Genomic DNA, 17983 nt, shown 5'->3' with positions numbered 1-17983 from the left:
CATCCGCTCATGATTTCCGACGCCGCTTATCCCTTCGTCCCCGCGCTGCGCGACCCGGCAGGCTCGCCAATCCGGGAACTGTTCAAGTACCTGTCCGACCCCGGGATGATCTCGTTCGCCGGCGGCTACCCGTGCGCCACGCTGTTCGATGTCGACGGCATTGGCGCGGCGTCGTCGACGGTGCTGCGCGAGCGGCCCGCCGAATGCCTGCAGTACGGCGCCACCGAAGGCGCGCCGGCGCTGCGCCAGGCGCTGGCGTCGTTGATGGCCGGGCGCGGCGCGCCTGTGGCCCAGGACGAACTGCTCGTGACCAGCGGCTCGCAGCAGGGCTTCGATTTCCTCGTGCGTGCACTGGTCGAGCCCGGCAGCGTGGTGCTGGTCGAGGAGCCGACCTATTCCGCGACGCTGCAGGCATTGCGGCTGGCCGGCGCCGACATACGCGGCGTGCCGTCTAATCACGACGGCATGGACGTGGCTGCACTTGAAGCCATGCTGGCCGAGCCGTCGTTGCGGCCCCGGCTGATCTATACGGTGCCAACCTTCGCCAACCCCACCGGCGCCACGCTGTCGCCCGCACGCCGGCTGCAGTTGCTGAAGCTGGTGGCGCGGCACCGCGTGGTGCTGGTCGAGGACGATCCCTACGGGGCGCTGAGCTTCGATGGCGCACCGCCGCCTTCGCTGCTGGCGCTGTGCGCGTCGGTACCCGAGGCGCGGCCGTGGCTCGTGCACCTGGCCAGCCTGTCGAAGACGCTGGCCCCCGGCCTGAGGATCGGCTGGATGGTCGCCGCGCCCGGGATCGTGCGCCGCGCGGTGATTGCCAAGCAGGTATCCGACCTGTGCACGCCGCCATGGATCCAGCTGGCCGCGGCGCAGTATCTGGAAGCGGGCCGGCTGCCGGCACAGGTCGCGCGGGAAGTCGCGGCCTATCGTGACAAGCGCGACCAGCTCGCGGCGGCGCTGCGCCAGGCCTTTGGCGACCGCATCCGCTTCGCATCGCCGGCGGGAGGGATGTTCCTTTGGGCCGCGCTGGATGGCATCGACGATGCCGCCGCACTACTGCCGCACGCGATCGCGGAAAAGGTGCTGTTCGTCGCCGGTGCCGGATTCTATGTGGAGCGGCGCCAGCGCGCCGCATTCCGGCTGTCCTTCGCGAGCACGAACCTGACGCAGATCGGGGAGGGCGTCGCACGGCTCGCGCGGGCGGTTGCGCGGGCCGGATGAGGGCACCCACGACGCAAGCGGTTTGTGGCAGCCGGCGGATGCTATCCTGCTGCGGTCGAAACCACACGGCCGAACGCGGCAGGAGGACGGTATGACCATGACGCTCTACTACAACCCCCAAAGCCGCGCCTCGGTGGCGCGCTGGATGCTGGAGGAGGTCGGGGCTGACTACAAGCTGCAGCACATCGATTTCACCAAGGGCGAGAGCCGCTCGCCGGAGTTCCTGGCGATCAATCCGATGGGGAAGATTCCAACGCTGGTCTTGCAGGACGGCACGGTCCTGACCGAGAACGGCGCGATCATCGCCTGGCTTGCAGATGCCTTTCCGCAGGCCGGGTTGATGCCGCCCGCAGGCTCGTCCGCGCGCGGCACGGTGCTGCGGTGGCTGTTCTTCTGCGGCAGTTGCTTCGAACCGGCGCTGACTGACCGGATGATGCGCAAAGAGGCGCCGCTGCCGAAGCAGGCGGTCGGCTGGAGCGACTATGACGATGTGATCGACACCATCGAGAAAGCCCTGACTCCCGGCCCCTTCGTGCTCGGCGCAACCTTCAGCGCGGCGGACGTCTATCTCGGTGCCTCGCTGGCATGGGCGGGGCGATTCGGTGCGCCGCGCATCAGCGAGAGCCCGTGCATCCAGGACTACGTCAAGCGGATCACTGCGCGCGACGCGTTCGTGCGCGCGGCGCAGGCCCGGTGAGACGCGGCATGTCCTGCGGCCTCAGTCCAGCGCAATGTTCGCCTTGCTGATCACCTCGCGCCAGCGCTGGGTCTCGAAGCGCACCAGGTTGGCATAGTCGGCACTGGTGCCGGGCAGCGGGACCGCCCCTTGGGCAGCGAGACTGTCGGCAGTCGACTTCTCCTTCGCGATCTTGTTGATCTGGAGCGAGAGCTTGTCGATCACAGCCTTGGGCGTTCCCGCGGGCGCCAGCACGCCGGACCAGGAGTCGACCACGAAGTCAGGGACGCCAGCTTCCGCCATGGTCGGCACGTCCGGCAGCGAAGCGGCCCGTCGCGCGCTCGCGACCGCGAGGGCGCGCATCTTCCCGCTCTGGATGTGCGGCAAGACGTTAGGCAAGTTCACGAACATCAGGTCGATCTGCCCCGACAGGAGGTCGACTGTCGCAGGGCCCGCGCCCTTGAACGGCACATGCTCGAAACTGGTGCCGGTCTTGTGCTGGAAGAGTTCGCCGACCATCTGGTTGACGCTGCCGTTGCCGGCGGAGCCCATGAACAGTGTCTTGCCGCCTGCTTTGGAATAGGCGATGAACTCCTTGACAGTCTTCGCCGGTACCTTGTTCGAGACCACGAGCACGTTTGGCACGGCCGCGAACAGCGCCACCTGGACAAAGTCCTTGTTCGCGTCGTAGGGCAGCTTCTTGTAGATGAGCGGGTGGATGGACTGGTGGCTCGATGACGCGAGCAGGAGCGTATAGCCGTCAGCCAGCGACTTGGCGACCACGTCCGCACCCAGCGTGCCGCCCGCGCCGGGCTTGTTCTCCACAATGACCTGCTGGCCCAGGGTCTCCGAGAGACGTTGTGCCAGCACACGGCCAATGAGGTTCACGGTGCCTCCCGCCGCGAACGGGACGATGAGGCGGATCGGCTTGTCCGGGTACGCGGCGGAGGCGCCAGGGGCAACGCAAGCAGCGGTAAGCGCCGCAATCAGGAACTTGGCGATGAGCTTCATGGTTCTTGGCGATAGAAGGACGGGTTGGTGAATCAGGCGGCTGCCAATGCGGCGATGTCACGCTTCATCCGATCGCGCGCTGCATCGAGGCGCGCTCGGGTGGACTTCACCGAAGCCAGCACGGTGTCAACGTGGCCGCGTTGCCGCTGGATGGCGAGGGTGACCTCCGAAGGCGCCGGACCGCCGTTGCCGCGCGCGTTGACGCTCTCGACGGGATCCAGGTACTGCCGCAGCTTGTGCTCGGGCCATTCGATTGCCCGCCCGATCACGTCCACCGCGGCACGGTCCAGCATGGCACTGGTCAGCTCGCCTGCGGATTGTCCGGAATCGAGTGCCAAGCGCACCAGTCCGCCCACAACGTGGTGAGCGTCCCGGAACGACAGTCCGGCCTCGGCCACAAGCCCATCGGCCAGGTCCGTCGCCACGGAAAAGTCGAGGCTGACGCGCTGCAGCATGTTCGGCAGCCTCGGCTCCACGCTGCCGAGGATCAGCTCGAACAGGGACAGGCAGCGCGCGGTTTCCTCGCTGCATTCCCAGAAGCTGCGGATGCTCTCCCGGCTGCTGTCACCGGTGTGCGTGAAGTGCGTTCCCTTGACGGTAACCAGGGACGTCGTCAACAGGCCAACGATATGGGCGCTCTTGCCACGCAAGTACTCCAGCACTGCGGGATTCTTCTTCTGCGGCATGATGCTCGAGGTACTTGCCACCCGGTCGGGAAATGCAAGGAGGCCGAACTCGGGCGTGGACCACACGTAGAAGTCCTGCGCGACCCGGCCCCACGTCAGCGCGATGATGGCCATGGCGGACATCGCCTCCCAGGCGAAGTCGCGCGACGCCACCGCATCCAGCGTGTTGTGCACCAGCGAGCCGAAGCCAAGCCCGTCCGCCGTGACTTGCCTGTCGATCGGGAAACGCGTGCCGGCCAGCGCTCCCGCACCCAGCGGCATGGCGTCGATCCTCGGCAATGCCGCATGGAGCCGGTCCATGTCCCGGCCCAGGGCCTCGGACACGGCGCTCAGGTAGAAGCCGAAGGTGATCGGCTGCGCAGGCTGCAGGTGCGTGTATCCCGGCATGACGGCATCGGCGAATTCGCTGGCGCGCTGCAGCGCCACCTTGCGCAGCCTGCCCAGCGCCTCGATGGTGTCGATAACGATGGTGCGGGCGCGCATCCGGTCAATGGTGGCCGCAATATCGTTCCTGCTGCGCGCCATGTGCAGCCGCCCGCCGATGTCCCGGCTGGTCACCGTCATCAGCCTGGCTTCGTAGTTGAAATATGGGTCTTCCTTGGCGGGATCGAGGGTCACCGCGCTGGGGCCTTCATTTTCCATCTGCTGCAGGCCGCTGGCCAGCTTCCTGGCGATCTCCGGTGACACCAGGCCGGTCTTGTGCAGCATCAGCAGGTGTGCCTGGTTCACCTCGGTGAGGTAGGCGAATTGCCTGGAGAAGTCACGCGCAAGGCGCGGACCGTAAATGTGCTCGCAGATTTCTTTTCCAAGCGGCTCCTTGAGCCGGCGGCTGACTTTCGATTCCATGGTTTCCGATACGTTCTGTGGTGAATTGAGTATCGGAGGCCGATGGCATACCGGTCAAATGACAGATTTTGCCGTCGGCATGCATTTTTGATATGGACACGAAGGAAGGGCTGTACCATTGCGGGCATGAACTTCAAACAGATCGAGACCTTCCGGGCCGTCATGCTGACCGGCTCCATGACAGTTGCCGCGCAGCAGTTGCACACGTCCCAGCCAAACGTGAGCCGGGTCATCGGCAAGCTCGAGGCGGAGCTCGGCTTCGAGCTGTTCGACCGGCTGCCCGGACGTGTCGTGGCGACCAAAGGGGCCGAGGCGCTGTTCAAGGAAGTGGAGCGCGCCTTCGTAGGGCTGGACAGCCTGGGCGAATCGGCGCGGGCCATCCGCGACGCCGGCGTCGGAACGCTGCGTGTGGCGGCTGCCGCGTCGATATCGCTGAGCGTGCTCCCGCTGGCGGTCCGGATGTTCAGCGAAAAGTACCCCCTGGTCCGCATTGTTCTCGATACCAGTGAGTCCCACGTCATCGCCAACTGGATCGCCACCCAGCACTGCGACATCGGCTTCGTCTCCAACATTGCCGATAAGCCGGGGGTCGTCGCGTCCGTCATACACACCGAAAGCGCGGTTTGTGTCGTGCCGGCACGACACCCGCTGGCGAGGAAGAAGCGGCTCGTTCCGCAGGATCTGACCGGCGAGCGCTTCATTTCCCTGCCCAGCGGCAGCATGTCAAGGCGCGCAATCGATGCCGCCTTCAGCGACGGGGCCCGGATCATGGCGCTTGAAACCCCCTTCGCGGCGACAATCTGCAGGATGGTCAGCGAAGGTCTGGGGGTAAGCCTGGTGAATCCCATCGTCAGCCGGACGATGAAGTTCCCGGGCGTCGTGGCAATCCCGTTCAAGCCGGAAATCCCGTTCAGGAGCTACATGCTGCGCGCGAAACTGGCGCCACGCGACACGCACGTCAATGACTTTGTCGCCTGCATGCGAGCCGCCTTCAAGTCCATGTGACAGAGGCCGCTGGCGGCTCCTCAGTCCACCCTTTGCGCAGCCTGCGCCCGCCATCGGAATATGAGACATTGGAGTCCCGGTCGCGGATTCCCGGTGCTCGACTTTCCAGGAGACACGAAAATGCAAAGCAAGAACACAATCTGCTTATGGTACGACCACGACGCCCTTGATGCCGCAAACTTCTACGCTGAAACATTTCCCGACAGCGCTGTCAGCGCCGTCCACCGCGCGCCGGGCGACTATCCCGACGGCAAGCAGGGCGATGTCCTGACGGTCGAGTTCACCGTCGCCGGCATTCCCTGCCTCGGGCTGAACGGCGGCCCGCATTTCAAGCACAACGAAGCCTTCTCTTTTCAGATTGCGACGGACGACCAGGCCGAAACCGACCGCTTGTGGAATGCGATCGTCGGCAATGGCGGCCAGGAAAGCGAATGCGGCTGGTGCAAGGACCGGTGGGGACTGTCATGGCAGATCACCCCGCGCGCGCTCAGCGCGGCGATCACCGACCCTGACCGCGCGGCGGCCAAGCGCGCATTTGACGCCATGATGACGATGAAAAAGATCGATATCGCCACGATCGAGGCGGCACGGCAGGGCAGAAGCCCATCCTAGAATTGAGGTAGCGGGTCTCAGTGCCAGACCGCAATGAGGGCTGGGGCAGGGCCGCTTTTCCATCGACCGGGAGAGACCATCATGAGTCGTTTGCTGCTAGGCAACATCGAACCTGGCACCTCGGACGAGGAAATCGCGGCCTTCCTGGAAAAGTATGGGTTTCCCCCGTTCGACAACCTCGAACACGAGGAAGGCGATGGCTCGCAGCCTGCCGTGCTGTTGACCTATGGCAGCCTCGACCCCATGGTGCTGGGCAAATTGCAGCAGCGCATCCACCACATGTACTGGAAGAAGCGCGAATTGACCGCCTCTATCCTGCACGACCGCTTTGCATGAGCCGAAGATGCCTCGGGGTGGCTTACGCGGCTCACGCATCCGGCCCCATCCGCTAGAATCCTGACCGGTAGCCGTTTCCCAAAGTACCTAACGTGGCACTTCAGCAGGGTTTCATCCTGACCCGACACTGGCGCGATACGCCGGCCGGCACCGAAGTCGAATTCTGGCTGGCGACCGATGATGGTCCGCGCCGCCTGCGCCTGTCCTGTCAGCCGTCAGTCGCGTTTATCCCCGAGTCGCAGCGTGAGCGTGCCGAGGCGCTGCTGTGCCGCGAGCGCGATGTCGAGCTGCGCCCGCTCAGGCTCCAGGATTTCCAGCGCCGGCCCGTACTGGGCCTGTACTGCCGCCAGCATCGGCAACTGATCCAGCTCAGCCGTTCATTGCGCGACGCCGGCGTGGATGTCTACGAAGCCGATATCCGTCCGCCCGAGCGCTACCTGATGGAGCGTTTCATCACCGCTCCGGTCTGGTTCGACGGCGAGCCGGATGCCGGCGGCGCGCTGCGCAATGCCCAGATGAAGCCGTCGGTGGACTACCGGCCCAAGCTGCGCCTGGTCTCGCTCGATATCGAGACCAACGCGTTCGGCGAACTCTATTCGATTGCGCTCGAAGGCTGCGGTCAGCGCCAGGTCTACATGCTGGGCGCGGCGCCGCAGATGCCCGCCGACGTCGGTTTCTCGCTCGCATACTGCGCCACACGGCCCGAGTTGCTGGAGCAGCTGAACCAGTGGCTGGCCGATCACGATCCCGACGCGATCATCGGCTGGAATCTGGTCCAGTTCGACCTGCGCGTGCTGCAAGAGCATGCGCGCAAGTTCCAGATCCCGCTGCGCCTCGGCCGCGGCGGTGCCGAGATGGAATGGCGCGAGCACAACGCCCAGCAGCACTATTTCGCCAGCGCACCGGGCCGGTTGATCATCGACGGCATCGAGGCGCTGCGTTCCGCCACGTGGAGCTTCCCGTCGTTCAGCCTGGAGTCGGTGGCGCAGACACTGCTCGGCGAGGGCAAGGCGGTCGACAACCCGTACGACCGCATGGACGCCATCGACCGCATGTTCGAGCAGGACAAGCCGGCGCTGGCCCGCTACAACCTGCGCGATTGCGAGCTGGTGACGCGGATCTTCGAAAACACGGAGCTGTTGCCGTTCCTGCTGGAGCGCGCCACGGTCACGGGCCTGCCGGCCGACCGGAACGGCGGCTCGGTCGCCGCTTTCACGCATCTCTACATGCCGCTGATGCACCGCCAGGGGTATGTCGCGCCCAACCTCGGCGAGAAGGCGCCCGAGGCCAGCCCCGGCGGCTTCGTCATGGACTCGCGGCCGGGGCTCTACGAATCGGTGCTTGTGCTGGACTACAAGAGCCTCTACCCGTCGATCATCCGCACCTTCCTGATCGACCCGATCGGCCTGGTCGAAGGCCTGGCGCATCCGGACGATGCCGATTCGGTGCCTGGCTTCCGCGGTGCGCGGTTTTCCCGGACGAAGCACTGCCTGCCGGCGATCGTCGCCAGGGTCTGGCAAGGCCGCGAGGCCGCCAAGCGTGACCGGAACAAGCCGCTCTCGCAGGCGCTCAAGATCATCATGAACGCGTTCTACGGCGTGCTCGGGTCCAGCGGCTGCCGGTTCTTCGATGCGCGGCTGGCGTCGTCGATCACCATGCGCGGGCACGAGATCATGCGACAGACCCGCGCGCTGATCGAGGCCCGCGGCTATGAGGTGATCTATGGCGACACGGATTCCACATTCGTCTGGCTGCGCCGCGCGCGAACGGAAGCCGATGCCAACCAGATCGGCCGCAGCCTGGTCGCCTACGTCAACGACTGGTGGCGCGATCACCTCGGGCAGACCTATGGACTGGAAAGCGCGCTGGAACTCCAGTTCGAAACGCACTTCCGGCGTTTCCTGATGCCGACCATCCGCGGCACGGACCTTGGCAGCAAGAAGCGCTATGCCGGCCAGGTGGAACGGCCCGACGGGAAGGTCGAGATGGTCTTCAAGGGGCTTGAGACGGTCCGTACAGACTGGTCGCCGCTCGCCCAGCGTTTCCAGCAGACCCTATACGAAAAGATCTTCAACCGCGAGCCGTACGCGGATTATGTGCGGGACATCGTGCGCCGCACCCTGGCCGGCGAGCTCGACGAGCAACTGGTCTATCGCAAGCGGCTGCGCCGCAAGCTCGATGACTACCAGCGCAACGTGCCGCCGCACGTCCGCGCCGCCCGTATTGCCGATGCCTATAACGAGCGCCAGGGACGTCCGCGCCAGTATCAGCATGGCGGCTGGATCAGTTATGTGATGACCGTTTCAGGGCCGGAGCCGCTTGAGACCCGGTCGGCGCCGGTCGACTATGACCACTACGTCAACAAGCAGTTGCAGCCGATCGCCGACGCGATCCTGCCGTTCCTGGACGACGATTTCGAGACGCTGCTGGCTGGGCAGATGTCGCTGTTTCCGCAATAGCCCGGGCGCCGGGTGTGCCGTGATCGCGGAGCGCCTTGTGCCTGCGCTTTCCCGTGTTGCGCGGCTCACGCCGGATCGCGATGTAAGTTCTTGAAATATGGGTAGCCGATAATCGGCCGAACCATTTCTTCGAGTCGGGATAGACTTTCTCGGCTACGTCTTCTGCAATTGGCGCTGGCGCAACGGCGGGCATGGCCCTTGCTTCATCCCGCTGTTCCGCTCTGGCACAGGTCAACCGACTTGCCGGTGACGTTTTGACTCGGCCTTGATTCTTACGCAGGAAATCGCAATGCAACGATCACGCGGCTGCAGCGCCTGGGTTTCGGTCACGCTGGCCATCGCCATGTCAATGCTTGCCGGATGCGGAAGCAAGAAAGAGGCCGCCGCCCCGCCGCCACCGCAAGTGAGCGTGGTCACGCTCAAGACCGAGCCGCTGACGCTGGATACCGAGCTGCCGGGGCGCACCACGGCGTTCCGCATTGCCGAAGTCAGGCCGCAGGTGGACGGCATCATCCTGCGCCGCCTGTTCAAGGAGGGCAGCGACGTCACGCAGGGGCAGCAGCTCTACCAGATCGACCCGTCCACCTACGAGGCCACCTACAAGAGCGCCAGGGCGACGCTGGAATCCACCCGCCTGCTGGCAGAGCGGTACGGGCGCCTGGTCGGTGACGAGGCCGTCAGCAAGCAGCAGTACGACGAGGCCAGGGCCGCTTGGCTGCAGGCGCAGGCGGCGGTGGACCGTGCCGAGATCAACCTGCGCTATACCAGGGTGCTGTCGCCGATTTCCGGGCGCATCGGGCGCTCGAATGTGACGGAAGGTGCGCTGGTCACCAACGGCCAGGCTACCGCGCTGTCGGTGGTGCAGCAGCTCGACCCGATCTACGTCGACGTGACCCAGCCCTCTGCCTCCCTGCTGCGGCTGCGGCGCGAACTGGCCAATGGTGCGCTGCAAAGTGCCGGCACCAACGCGGCCCAGGTCAGCCTGGTGCTGGAAGACGGTACCCGCTATCCCGAAACCGGCCGCCTGGAGTTCTCCGAAGTGGCCGTGGACCAGGGCACCGGCTCGGTGACGCTGCGCGCGGTGTTTCCCAACCCGCGCCATGACCTGTTGCCGGGCATGTTCGTCCATGCCCGCCTGCGTGAAGGCGTGAAGACCAATGCCCTGCTCGTGCCCCAGCAGGGTGTGACGCGCGACCTCAAGGGCCAGGCCACGGCGCTGGTGGTCAATGCCAGGGACGAGGTGGAACTGCGCCAGATCCGCACCGACCGCGCCGTTGGCGACAAGTGGCTGGTTTCCGAGGGCCTCGGAGCCGGCGACCGCGTCATCGTTGAGGGCCTGCAGTTCGTGCGGCCAGGCGCGAAAGTGCGCGTCGCCCAGGCCGGGAGCGGCGCGGGCGCCCCGGTGGCCGCCGCGTCGGCCCCGTCCGCGGCCAAGCCCTGAGCGCGCTGCCAGGGCAAGGGAGTAGCCATGTCCAACTTCTTTATCGATCGGCCCATCTTCGCGTGGGTGATCGCCCTGGTCATCATGCTGGCCGGCGTGCTGTCGATCCGCGCGCTGCCCATCAGCCAATATCCGGCCATCGCGCCGCCCACCATCGCGATCTCGGTCAACTACCCCGGCGCCTCGGCCGAGACGGTGCAGGACACCGTGGTGCAGGTGATCGAGCAGCAGCTCAACGGCCTGGACCGCCTGCGCTACATCTCCTCGGAAAGCAATGCCGACGGCAGCATGACGATCACGGTGACCTTCGAGCAGGGCACCAATCCGGATATTGCCCAGGTGCAGGTGCAGAACAAGCTGGCACTGGCGCAGCCCCTGCTGCCGCAGGAAGTGCAGCAGCAAGGCATCCGCGTGACCAAGTCGGTGCGCAACTTCCTGGTCATCGTGGGCCTGATTTCCACTGACCCCAAGGTCACGCGGGAAGACCTGTCGAACTACATCGTCTCGAATCTCCAGGACCCGCTTTCGCGCACCTACGGCGTGGGCGACTTCCAGGTGTTCGGCGCGCAGTATGCGATGCGGGTATGGATCGACCCGGCCCGGCTCAACAGCTACCAGCTCACGCCGCTGGATGTGAGCACTGCCATTAGGGCGCAGAACGTCCAGGTGGCCTCCGGCCAGCTGGGCGGCCTGCCGGCGGTGCGGGGCCAGCAACTCAATGCCAGCGTGATCGGCAAGACCCGGCTGCAGACCGGCGAGCAGTTCGGCAACATCCTGCTCAAGGTCAACCCCGACGGCTCCCAGGTGCGCCTGAAGGACGTGGCAGAGGTGGGCCTGGGTGGGCAGGACTACAACATCAACGCGCAATACAACGGCCAGGCCGCCTCGGGCATTGCCGTGCGGCTGGCCGCGGGGGCCAACGCGCTGGAGACCGTGCGCGCCATCCGCAAGACGCTGGACGGGCTGGAGCCTTTCTTCCCGCCCGGGATGAAGGTGGTGTTCCCGTATGACACCTCGCCGGTGATCGCGGGCTCCATCCATGAAGTGGTGAAGACGCTGATGGAAGCCATCGTGCTGGTGTTCCTGGTGATGTACCTGTTCCTGCAGAACGTCCGCGCCACGCTGATCCCCACCATCGCCGTGCCGGTGGTGCTGCTGGGCACCTTCGGCGTGCTGGCGGCGTTCGGCTACACCATCAACACGCTGACCATGTTCGGCATGGTGCTGGCCATCGGGCTGCTGGTGGATGACGCCATCGTCGTGGTGGAGAACGTCGAACGCGTGATGGCGGAGGACGGCCTGCCGCCCAGGGAGGCCGCAAGGCGCTCCATGGGCCAGATCCAGGGCGCGCTGGTGGGCATTGCCATGGTGCTCTCGGCGGTGTTCCTGCCGATGGCGTTCTTCGGTGGCTCGACCGGCGTGATCTACCGGCAGTTCTCCATCACCATTGTCTCGTCCATGGTGCTGTCCGTGCTGGTCGCACTGATACTGACGCCGGCCCTGTGCGCGACCATGCTCCAGCCCATCGAAAAGGGCGACCATGGAGAGAACAAGGGCGGCTTCTTCGGCTGGTTCAACCGCAAATTCAACTCGACCGTCCAAAGCTACGAGCGCAGCGTGTCGGGCATCCTGAAGCGCCGCCTGCCTTTCCTGCTGATTTACGTGGCCATCCTGGTGGTGATGGGCTTCCTGTTCACGCGCATCCCCACATCGTTCCTGCCGGAAGAAGACCAGGGCGTGCTGTACGCCCAGGTGCAGACGCCGGCCGGCGCCACGGCCGAGCGCACGCAGAAGGTACTCGACCAGATGCGAGAGTACATGCTGAAGGAGGAGGGCGGCGTGGTGAGCTCCCTGTTCACCGTCAACGGCTTCAACTTTGCCGGTCGCGGCCAGAACTCGGGCCTGGCCTTCATCCTGCTCAAGCCATGGGAGCAGCGCAGCGGGGACAGCACCAGCGTGTTTGACCTGGCCGCGCGCGCGCAGCGCAAGTTCATGACCTTCCGCGATTCGATGTCGTTCGCGTTCGCCCCGCCCGCGGTGCAGGAACTGGGCAATGCCATCGGCTTTGACCTCTACCTGCAGGACCAGGCCGGCATTGGTCACGTGGCGCTGATGAACGCGCGTGACAAGTTCCTCGCGCTGGCCTCGCAAAGCCCGGTGCTGCAGCGCGTGCGTCCCAATGGCCTGAATGACCAGCCGCAGTACCAGCTGGTGATCGACGATGAAAAAGCGCGCGCGCTTCGCGTTTCGCTGGCAGACATCAACAGCACGGTGTCGATCGCGTGGGGTTCCAGCTACGTCAACGACTTTATCGACCGCGGCCGGGTCAAGCGCGTCTACGTGCAGGGCCGCCCGGATTCCCGGATGAATCCGGACGATATCGACAAGTGGTTCGTGCGCAACGACAAGGGCGAGATGGTGCCGTTCTCCGCCTTTGCCGACGGCAAGTGGGCCTATGGCTCGCCCAAGCTCCAGCGCTACAACGGCGTGGCGGCGGTGGAACTGCTGGGGGAGCCCGCGCCCGGGCGCAGCTCCGGCGAGGCCATGGCGGCGATCGAGGAGATCATGAAGCAGATGCCGCCGGGCGTAGGCTATGCCTGGACCGGCCTGTCCTATGAGGAACGGCTGTCGGGCTCGCAGGCGCCGGCGCTCTATGCGCTCTCGCTGCTGGTGGTGTTCCTGTGCCTGGCCGCGCTGTACGAGAGCTGGTCGATCCCGTTCTCGGTGATGCTGGTGGTGCCGCTCGGCGTGATCGGCGCACTGCTGGCCACGCTGGGGCGTGGCTTGTCCAATGACGTGTTCTTCCAGGTGGGCCTCTTGACCACAATCGGCCTGTCCGCCAAGAACGCCATCCTGATCGTGGAATTCGCCAGGAGCCAGTACGAACAGGGCAGGGGCCTGGTCGAGGCCACCGTGGAGGCGTGCCGCATGCGCCTGCGCCCCATCGTGATGACCTCGCTGGCCTTCATGCTCGGCGTGTTTCCGCTGGCCGTGTCGACCGGCGCCGGGGCCGGCAGCCAGCACGCCATCGGCACCGGCGTGATCGGCGGCATGATCACTGCCACGGTGCTGGCGATCTTCTGGGTGCCGCTGTTTTTCGTCGTCGTCACCTCCATGTTCGGGCGCAAGCGCAGGCCGGAGCCGCCGGGGCCGCATGTGGCCTCCCTGGAAGAAGAGGCGCTTGAATGAAGAAGACCTTGCTCTGCGCTGCCGCCATGGCCATGCTGGCCGGCTGCAGCCTGATCCCCAAATTCGAGCGGCCGGACTCGCCGGTGGAGGCAGCCTACCCGCAGGGCCCGGCCTACCTGCCTGCCGATGCCGCAGCCGATGCCGGCCAGGTGCCCGCGGTCGAGCTGGGCTGGCACGATTTCTTCGCTGATCCGCGCCTGCGCCGTTTCATCGAACTGGCGCTGCAGAACAACCGTGACCTGCGCGTGGCCGCCCTCAACGTGGAGGCGTTCGGTGCACAGTACCGCATCCAGCGCGCCGACCTGTTTCCCGCCGTCGGCGCGGCCGCACAGGGCACGCGCCAGCGCATTCCCGCCGACCTGTCTCCCACCGGACAGCGGACGATCGGCAGCCAGTACGGCGTGTCGATAGGCACCACGGCATGGGAGATCGACCTGTTCGGCCGCCTGCGCAGCCTCAGCGAAGCCGCGCTCGAGCAATATTTCGCCAGCGACGAAGCGCGCCGCAGCGCCCAGATCTCGCTGGTGGCGAGCGTTGCCAGCGCCTACCTGACCCAGCGCGCCGATGAAGCCCTGCTGCAGCTCACCCGTGAAACGCTGGCCAATTACGAGCGCAGCTATGGCCTGACCCGGCGCAGCTACGAGGAAGGGATCGCTTCCCGGCTGGACCTGCGCCAGGCGCAGACCGCCGTGGAAACCGCCCGCGCGAGCCTTGCGCGCTATACCCGGCTGGTTGCCCAGGACCAGAATGCCCTGGTGCTGCTGCTCGGCACGTCCCCGCCCGCGGACCTGCCGGAAGGCCTGCCGCTGGAGCAGAAGCTGTTTGCCGATGTGCCGGCCGGACTGCCCTCAGACCTGCTGCAGAACCGTCCCGACGTGCTCGCGGCCGAGCACCGGCTGCGCTCCGCCAACGCCGACATCGGCGCCGCGCGTGCGGCGTTCTTCCCCAGTATCAGCCTGACCGCATCGGCGGGCACCGCCAGCAGCCAGCTTTCGGGCCTGTTCGCGGCAGGCTCCGGCACGTGGCTGTTCCAGCCGCGGATCAACCTGCCGCTGTTTACCGCCGGCAGCCTGCGGGCCAGCCTGGACTTCGCCACCATCCAGAAGGACGTCAACGTCGCCCAGTACGAGCGTACGGTGCAGACCGCCTTCCGCGAGGTCGCCGACGGGCTGGCGGCACGCGGCACCTACACCAGCCAGCTCCAGGCCCAGATCCGCTTCGTGGAAGCCGCCCAGGACGCCTATGGTCTGGCCGACCGGCGCTACCGCACCGGTGTCGACAGCTACCTTGCCGTGCTGGACGCGCAGCGCTCGCTTTACAACGCGCAGCAACTGCTGATCCAGGCACGGCTCGAGCAGCTGACCAGCGAAGTCAACCTGTACAAGGCCCTGGGCGGCGGCTGGCACGAGCCGACCGGCAAGCGCGCCGATACGTCTGCGGCAGCCGTCGGACCAAGCTGACGCGCTGGCCGGGCGGCCAGCCTGCGCCGTCGCGCGAGCATCGGCACGAACGGTCGGTGGCCTGCGTTGCACAGCCAATCCTGGTGCCGGACCCGCGATGGCGCCCAGGGAAGCGGGGCAAGTGTTGCGCGATAGCGCCAACCACGTGTTCGCATTCGCGCTGCGGCACTTCCCGACCTAATATAGGCCATGCCATCGGCAGCACGGGGCCTTTCTATGATGATCGATCCGCCAGTCTTGCCATGTTGACGCGCAGAGCCTTCCTGCTCGGCGGTGCGGGCGCTGCCGGTGCGCTGGTGATCGGATGGGCCTGGCTGCCGCCGCGCCAGCGCCTGGCGGGCGGCGAGCCGCTGGCCGTGCGCGACGGGCAGGTCGCGCTGAACGGCTGGGTCAAGGTGGCGTCCGACAACACCGTCACGGTTGTCATGAACAAGGCCGAGATGGGGCAGGGCGTGCATACCGGCGCGGCGATGCTGCTGGCCGAGGAGATGGAGGCCGACTGGTCGCAGATCCGCGTCGAGCCGTCGCCTGTCGACAACCTGTACAACAACATCGAGGGCGTGGTCGCCAACCTGCCATTCCGTCCGGACGATAAGGGGTGGCCCAGGCGCGCCGCCGAATGGTTCACGCGCAAGGGCGTGCGCGAGGTGGGCCTGATGTTCACCGGCGGCTCTACCAGCATCAGAGACCTGTGGACGCCGATGCGCGAGGCCGGCGCCGCTGCGCGCATGATGCTGTGCGCGGCAGCGGCGAAGCAGTGGGACGTCAAGGCGGAGGCGTGCCGCGCGCAGGCCGGCAAGGTGGTGCATCCGTCGGGGCGCAGTGCCACCTTCGGCGAACTGGCCGCGGCAGCTGCGCGTGAGCCTTTGCCCCGCCAGGTCGAACTGAAGGATCCGGCCAGCTACAGGCTCATCGGCACCCGCGCGGCGCGCCTTGATGCCGCTGCCAAGCTCCATGGCACGGCCAGTTTCGGTATCGACGTGGTGGCGGACGCGATGGTCTACGCCAGCGTGCAGATGTGTCCGACCCTGGGCGGCACGCTGCAGGGATCCCCGCCCGACGACGTCAAGAAGTTGCCCGGCGTGCTCGACGTGGTCGCGCTGCCTCCGCTCCAGGGCGGCAGCGGCGGCGTGGCGGTGATCGCCAGCGATGCGTGGATCGCCATGCAGGCGGTGGAGAAGGTCCAGTGCAAGTGGGACGAGGGCGGGGCGCGGACCCTGTCGAGCGACGGCATCCGCGATACGCTGGTGAAGGCGCTTGACGCCTCCAACCCGCGCGTCTGGTACGAGCATGGCAATGGGCGCGCCATGAAGCAGGGCAAGCCCGCCATTCAGGTCTTGTACTCGGCGCCTTATCTCGCTCACGCCGCGCTGGAGCCGGTCAACTGCACGGTACTGGTCCAGGAGGGCCGCGCCATCGTGTGGGCCGCCACGCAGATGCCCGGACTGGCTCGCCGCTGCGTGGCGAAGACGCTCAGGCTGGACACGGACAAGGTCGAACTGCGCCAGCAATCCATCGGCGGCGCCTTCGGGCGCCGGCTCGAAGTCGATTTCATCTGCCAGGCGGCCGCCATCGCCGCGCAGCGCAAGGGCGTGCCGGTGCAGACGATCTGGTCTCGCCCCGAGGACATGCGGCATGACTTCTACCGTCCGGCCAGCGTGTCGCGCTTCGAGGCCTGGCTCGACGGGAACCGCAAGGTCATTGCCGTGCGCAATATCTCGGCCAGCCAGTCAGTGCTGGAGGGCGTCGCGAAGCGCAACTTTGGCCTGCCCGACATCTTCGTGTCGCGGCTGGACAAGTCCACGGTGGAAGGCGCCTTCGACCAGGCTTATGACTGGCCGGACGTGTGGGTCGGCCACCAGACGGTGGACCTCGCCATCCCCGTGGGCTACTGGCGCTCGGTGGGGCACTCGCACCATGCCTTCTTCATGGAGAGCTTCGTCGACGAGCTGGCGGTGGCGGTCGGGGTGGACCCGCTCGACTACCGCATGAGCCTGCTCAGGGATGAGCGCCAGCGCGCGGTGCTGGAGCAGGCAAGAAAGATGTCGGGCTGGGGCCAGCCCCTGCGCAAGCAGCCTGGTGTGGTGAAGGTGGGGCGCGGCGTGGCCCTGCACGAGTCGTTCGGCAGCGTGGTGGCGCAGGTCGCCGAGGTGTCGGTGGACAACGCGGGGCAGGTCCGCGTGGATCGCGTTTACTGCGCCATCGATTGCGGCATGCCGGTCAACCCGACCCTGATCGAGCAGCAGGTCGAGGGCGGCATCGTGTTCGGGCTGTCGGCGGCGCTGTGGCAGAAGATCACGCTGAAGGCAGGTAAGGTGCAGGAGGACTACTACACCGCCTTTCCGGCCATGCGCCTGCGAGACTGCCCGGACATCCAGGTGCACGTGATGCCTTCGATGCGCTCGCCACAGGGCGTGGGCGAGTCCACCACGCCGCCGATCGCGCCGGCGGTGGCGAACGCCTTGTTCCATGCGACCGGCGAGCGCTTGCGCGACCTGCCGCTGCTGAAGACCCTACCGCCTTCCGGAGCCTGCGATGCCCGACAATCAGATCAGTGTCAACGGTAAGAGCGTCGAAATCCGCTCGGACGGCTGCACGCCGCTGTTGTGGGTGCTGCGCTGCGAGCTCAAGCTGACGGGCACCAAGTTCGGCTGCGGCGTGGGGGTGTGCGGCGCCTGCGCGGTGCATGCCAACGGCAAGATGCTGCTGTCGTGCCAGCACCACGCGAGCGAGATGGAAGGGAAGAAGATCGTCACCATCGAAGGACTCGACGGCCCCGAGGCGAGCGCCCTGCGGGCGGCCTGGCTGAAGCACGAGGTGGTGCAGTGTGGCTACTGCCAGAGCGCGCAACTGATGGCGGCGAGCGCGCTGCTCAAGCGCACACGGAATCCGAAGGAGACGGAGATCGCCGACCAGATGAGCTGCGTGATCTGCCGGTGCGGCACGTACCCGCGGATCAGGCGGGCGATTGCGGAAGCGGTGGGGATGTTAAGGGGATGATGGTGGAACATTCCGGGTCAGCACCAGCGTCGCTATATCCG

The 17983-nt window shown here is 66.3% G+C and carries 13 protein-coding genes; 11 read left to right on the top strand and 2 right to left on the bottom strand.

All coding sequences use genetic code 11. From position 1 onward, the window contains the following. Positions 1 to 9: 9 nt before the first annotated feature. Both AC3WL8_RS14280 and AC3WL8_RS14275 read left to right on the top strand, forming a co-directional pair. Positions 10 to 1221, top strand: coding sequence for an aminotransferase-like domain-containing protein (locus AC3WL8_RS14280; protein ID WP_013956640.1), 1212 nt, complete (start codon positions 10 to 12; stop codon positions 1219 to 1221). A gap of 91 nt (positions 1222 to 1312) precedes the next feature. Then, a complete protein-coding gene (locus AC3WL8_RS14275; protein ID WP_013956641.1) occupies positions 1313 to 1918 on the top strand; it encodes a glutathione S-transferase family protein in 606 nt (201 codons plus the stop codon). 21 nt (positions 1919 to 1939) lie between these two features. Here AC3WL8_RS14275 and AC3WL8_RS14270 read toward each other — a convergent pair whose 3' ends face one another. Then, positions 1940 to 2908, bottom strand: coding sequence for a Bug family tripartite tricarboxylate transporter substrate binding protein (locus tag AC3WL8_RS14270; RefSeq protein ID WP_153954794.1), 969 nt, complete (start codon positions 2906 to 2908; stop codon positions 1940 to 1942). A 32-nt stretch (positions 2909 to 2940) separates the two neighbouring features. Further along, a complete protein-coding gene (gene argH / locus AC3WL8_RS14265) occupies positions 2941 to 4440 on the bottom strand; it encodes an argininosuccinate lyase (protein WP_492378365.1) in 1500 nt (499 codons plus the stop codon). A gap of 126 nt (positions 4441 to 4566) precedes the next feature. Between argH and AC3WL8_RS14260 the strand changes: the two genes are divergently transcribed. The 9 genes from AC3WL8_RS14260 (at position 4567) to AC3WL8_RS14220 (ending at position 17942) form a co-directional block, all read left to right on the top strand. Continuing rightward, positions 4567 to 5445: a LysR substrate-binding domain-containing protein gene (locus AC3WL8_RS14260; protein ID WP_013956644.1), complete on the top strand. Its 879-nt coding sequence runs from the start codon at positions 4567 to 4569 to the stop codon at positions 5443 to 5445. Between the two features lie 120 nt (positions 5446 to 5565). Next, the gene (locus AC3WL8_RS14255; protein ID WP_013956645.1) at positions 5566 to 6057 is read left to right on the top strand and encodes a VOC family protein; all 492 of its coding nucleotides are present in this window, start codon (positions 5566 to 5568) and stop codon (positions 6055 to 6057) included. A gap of 81 nt (positions 6058 to 6138) precedes the next feature. Beyond that, positions 6139 to 6393, top strand: a complete 255-nt coding sequence (locus tag AC3WL8_RS14250) for a hypothetical protein (RefSeq protein ID WP_013956646.1) — start codon at positions 6139 to 6141, stop codon at positions 6391 to 6393. Positions 6394 to 6485: 92 nt separating this feature from the next. Further along, positions 6486 to 8852 (top strand): DNA polymerase II, encoded by a 2367-nt coding sequence (locus tag AC3WL8_RS14245; RefSeq protein WP_492378364.1) that lies wholly within the window; start codon positions 6486 to 6488, stop codon positions 8850 to 8852. 289 nt (positions 8853 to 9141) lie between these two features. After that, on the top strand, positions 9142 to 10293 hold the full coding sequence (locus AC3WL8_RS14240) for an efflux RND transporter periplasmic adaptor subunit (RefSeq protein ID WP_013956648.1): 1152 nt from the start codon (positions 9142 to 9144) through the stop codon (positions 10291 to 10293). 27 nt (positions 10294 to 10320) lie between these two features. Next, entirely contained in the window at positions 10321 to 13482 is a 3162-nt protein-coding gene (locus AC3WL8_RS14235; protein WP_013956649.1) for an efflux RND transporter permease subunit, read from the top strand. Next, entirely contained in the window at positions 13479 to 14942 is a 1464-nt protein-coding gene (locus AC3WL8_RS14230) for an AdeC/AdeK/OprM family multidrug efflux complex outer membrane factor (RefSeq protein ID WP_013956650.1), read from the top strand. The genes AC3WL8_RS14235 and AC3WL8_RS14230 overlap by 4 nt, the downstream gene beginning before the upstream one ends. A gap of 242 nt (positions 14943 to 15184) precedes the next feature. After that, the gene (locus tag AC3WL8_RS14225) at positions 15185 to 17509 is read left to right on the top strand and encodes a xanthine dehydrogenase family protein molybdopterin-binding subunit (RefSeq protein ID WP_492378363.1); all 2325 of its coding nucleotides are present in this window, start codon (positions 15185 to 15187) and stop codon (positions 17507 to 17509) included. Continuing rightward, positions 17478 to 17942 (top strand): (2Fe-2S)-binding protein, encoded by a 465-nt coding sequence (locus AC3WL8_RS14220; protein WP_492378362.1) that lies wholly within the window; start codon positions 17478 to 17480, stop codon positions 17940 to 17942. Before AC3WL8_RS14225 ends, AC3WL8_RS14220 begins: the two co-directional genes overlap by 32 nt. Positions 17943 to 17983 lie beyond the last annotated feature (41 nt).

This window comes from Cupriavidus sp. FW305-F7 (assembly GCF_058782875.1).
This window is presented reverse-complemented; position numbering and strand designations above follow the sequence as displayed.

Coding starts and splice junctions, on each gene's coding strand:
- AC3WL8_RS14280 (WP_013956640.1), top strand. CDS start 10: ATGATTTCCGACGCCGCTTATCCCTTCGTCCCCGCGCTGCGCGACCCG.
- AC3WL8_RS14275 (WP_013956641.1), top strand. CDS start 1,313: ATGACCATGACGCTCTACTACAACCCCCAAAGCCGCGCCTCGGTGGCG.
- AC3WL8_RS14270 (WP_153954794.1), bottom strand. CDS start 2,908: ATGAAGCTCATCGCCAAGTTCCTGATTGCGGCGCTTACCGCTGCTTGC.
- argH (WP_492378365.1), bottom strand. CDS start 4,440: ATGGAATCGAAAGTCAGCCGCCGGCTCAAGGAGCCGCTTGGAAAAGAA.
- AC3WL8_RS14260 (WP_013956644.1), top strand. CDS start 4,567: ATGAACTTCAAACAGATCGAGACCTTCCGGGCCGTCATGCTGACCGGC.
- AC3WL8_RS14255 (WP_013956645.1), top strand. CDS start 5,566: ATGCAAAGCAAGAACACAATCTGCTTATGGTACGACCACGACGCCCTT.
- AC3WL8_RS14250 (WP_013956646.1), top strand. CDS start 6,139: ATGAGTCGTTTGCTGCTAGGCAACATCGAACCTGGCACCTCGGACGAG.
- AC3WL8_RS14240 (WP_013956648.1), top strand. CDS start 9,142: ATGCAACGATCACGCGGCTGCAGCGCCTGGGTTTCGGTCACGCTGGCC.
- AC3WL8_RS14235 (WP_013956649.1), top strand. CDS start 10,321: ATGTCCAACTTCTTTATCGATCGGCCCATCTTCGCGTGGGTGATCGCC.
- AC3WL8_RS14230 (WP_013956650.1), top strand. CDS start 13,479: ATGAAGAAGACCTTGCTCTGCGCTGCCGCCATGGCCATGCTGGCCGGC.
- AC3WL8_RS14225 (WP_492378363.1), top strand. CDS start 15,185: ATGTTGACGCGCAGAGCCTTCCTGCTCGGCGGTGCGGGCGCTGCCGGT.
- AC3WL8_RS14220 (WP_492378362.1), top strand. CDS start 17,478: ATGCCCGACAATCAGATCAGTGTCAACGGTAAGAGCGTCGAAATCCGC.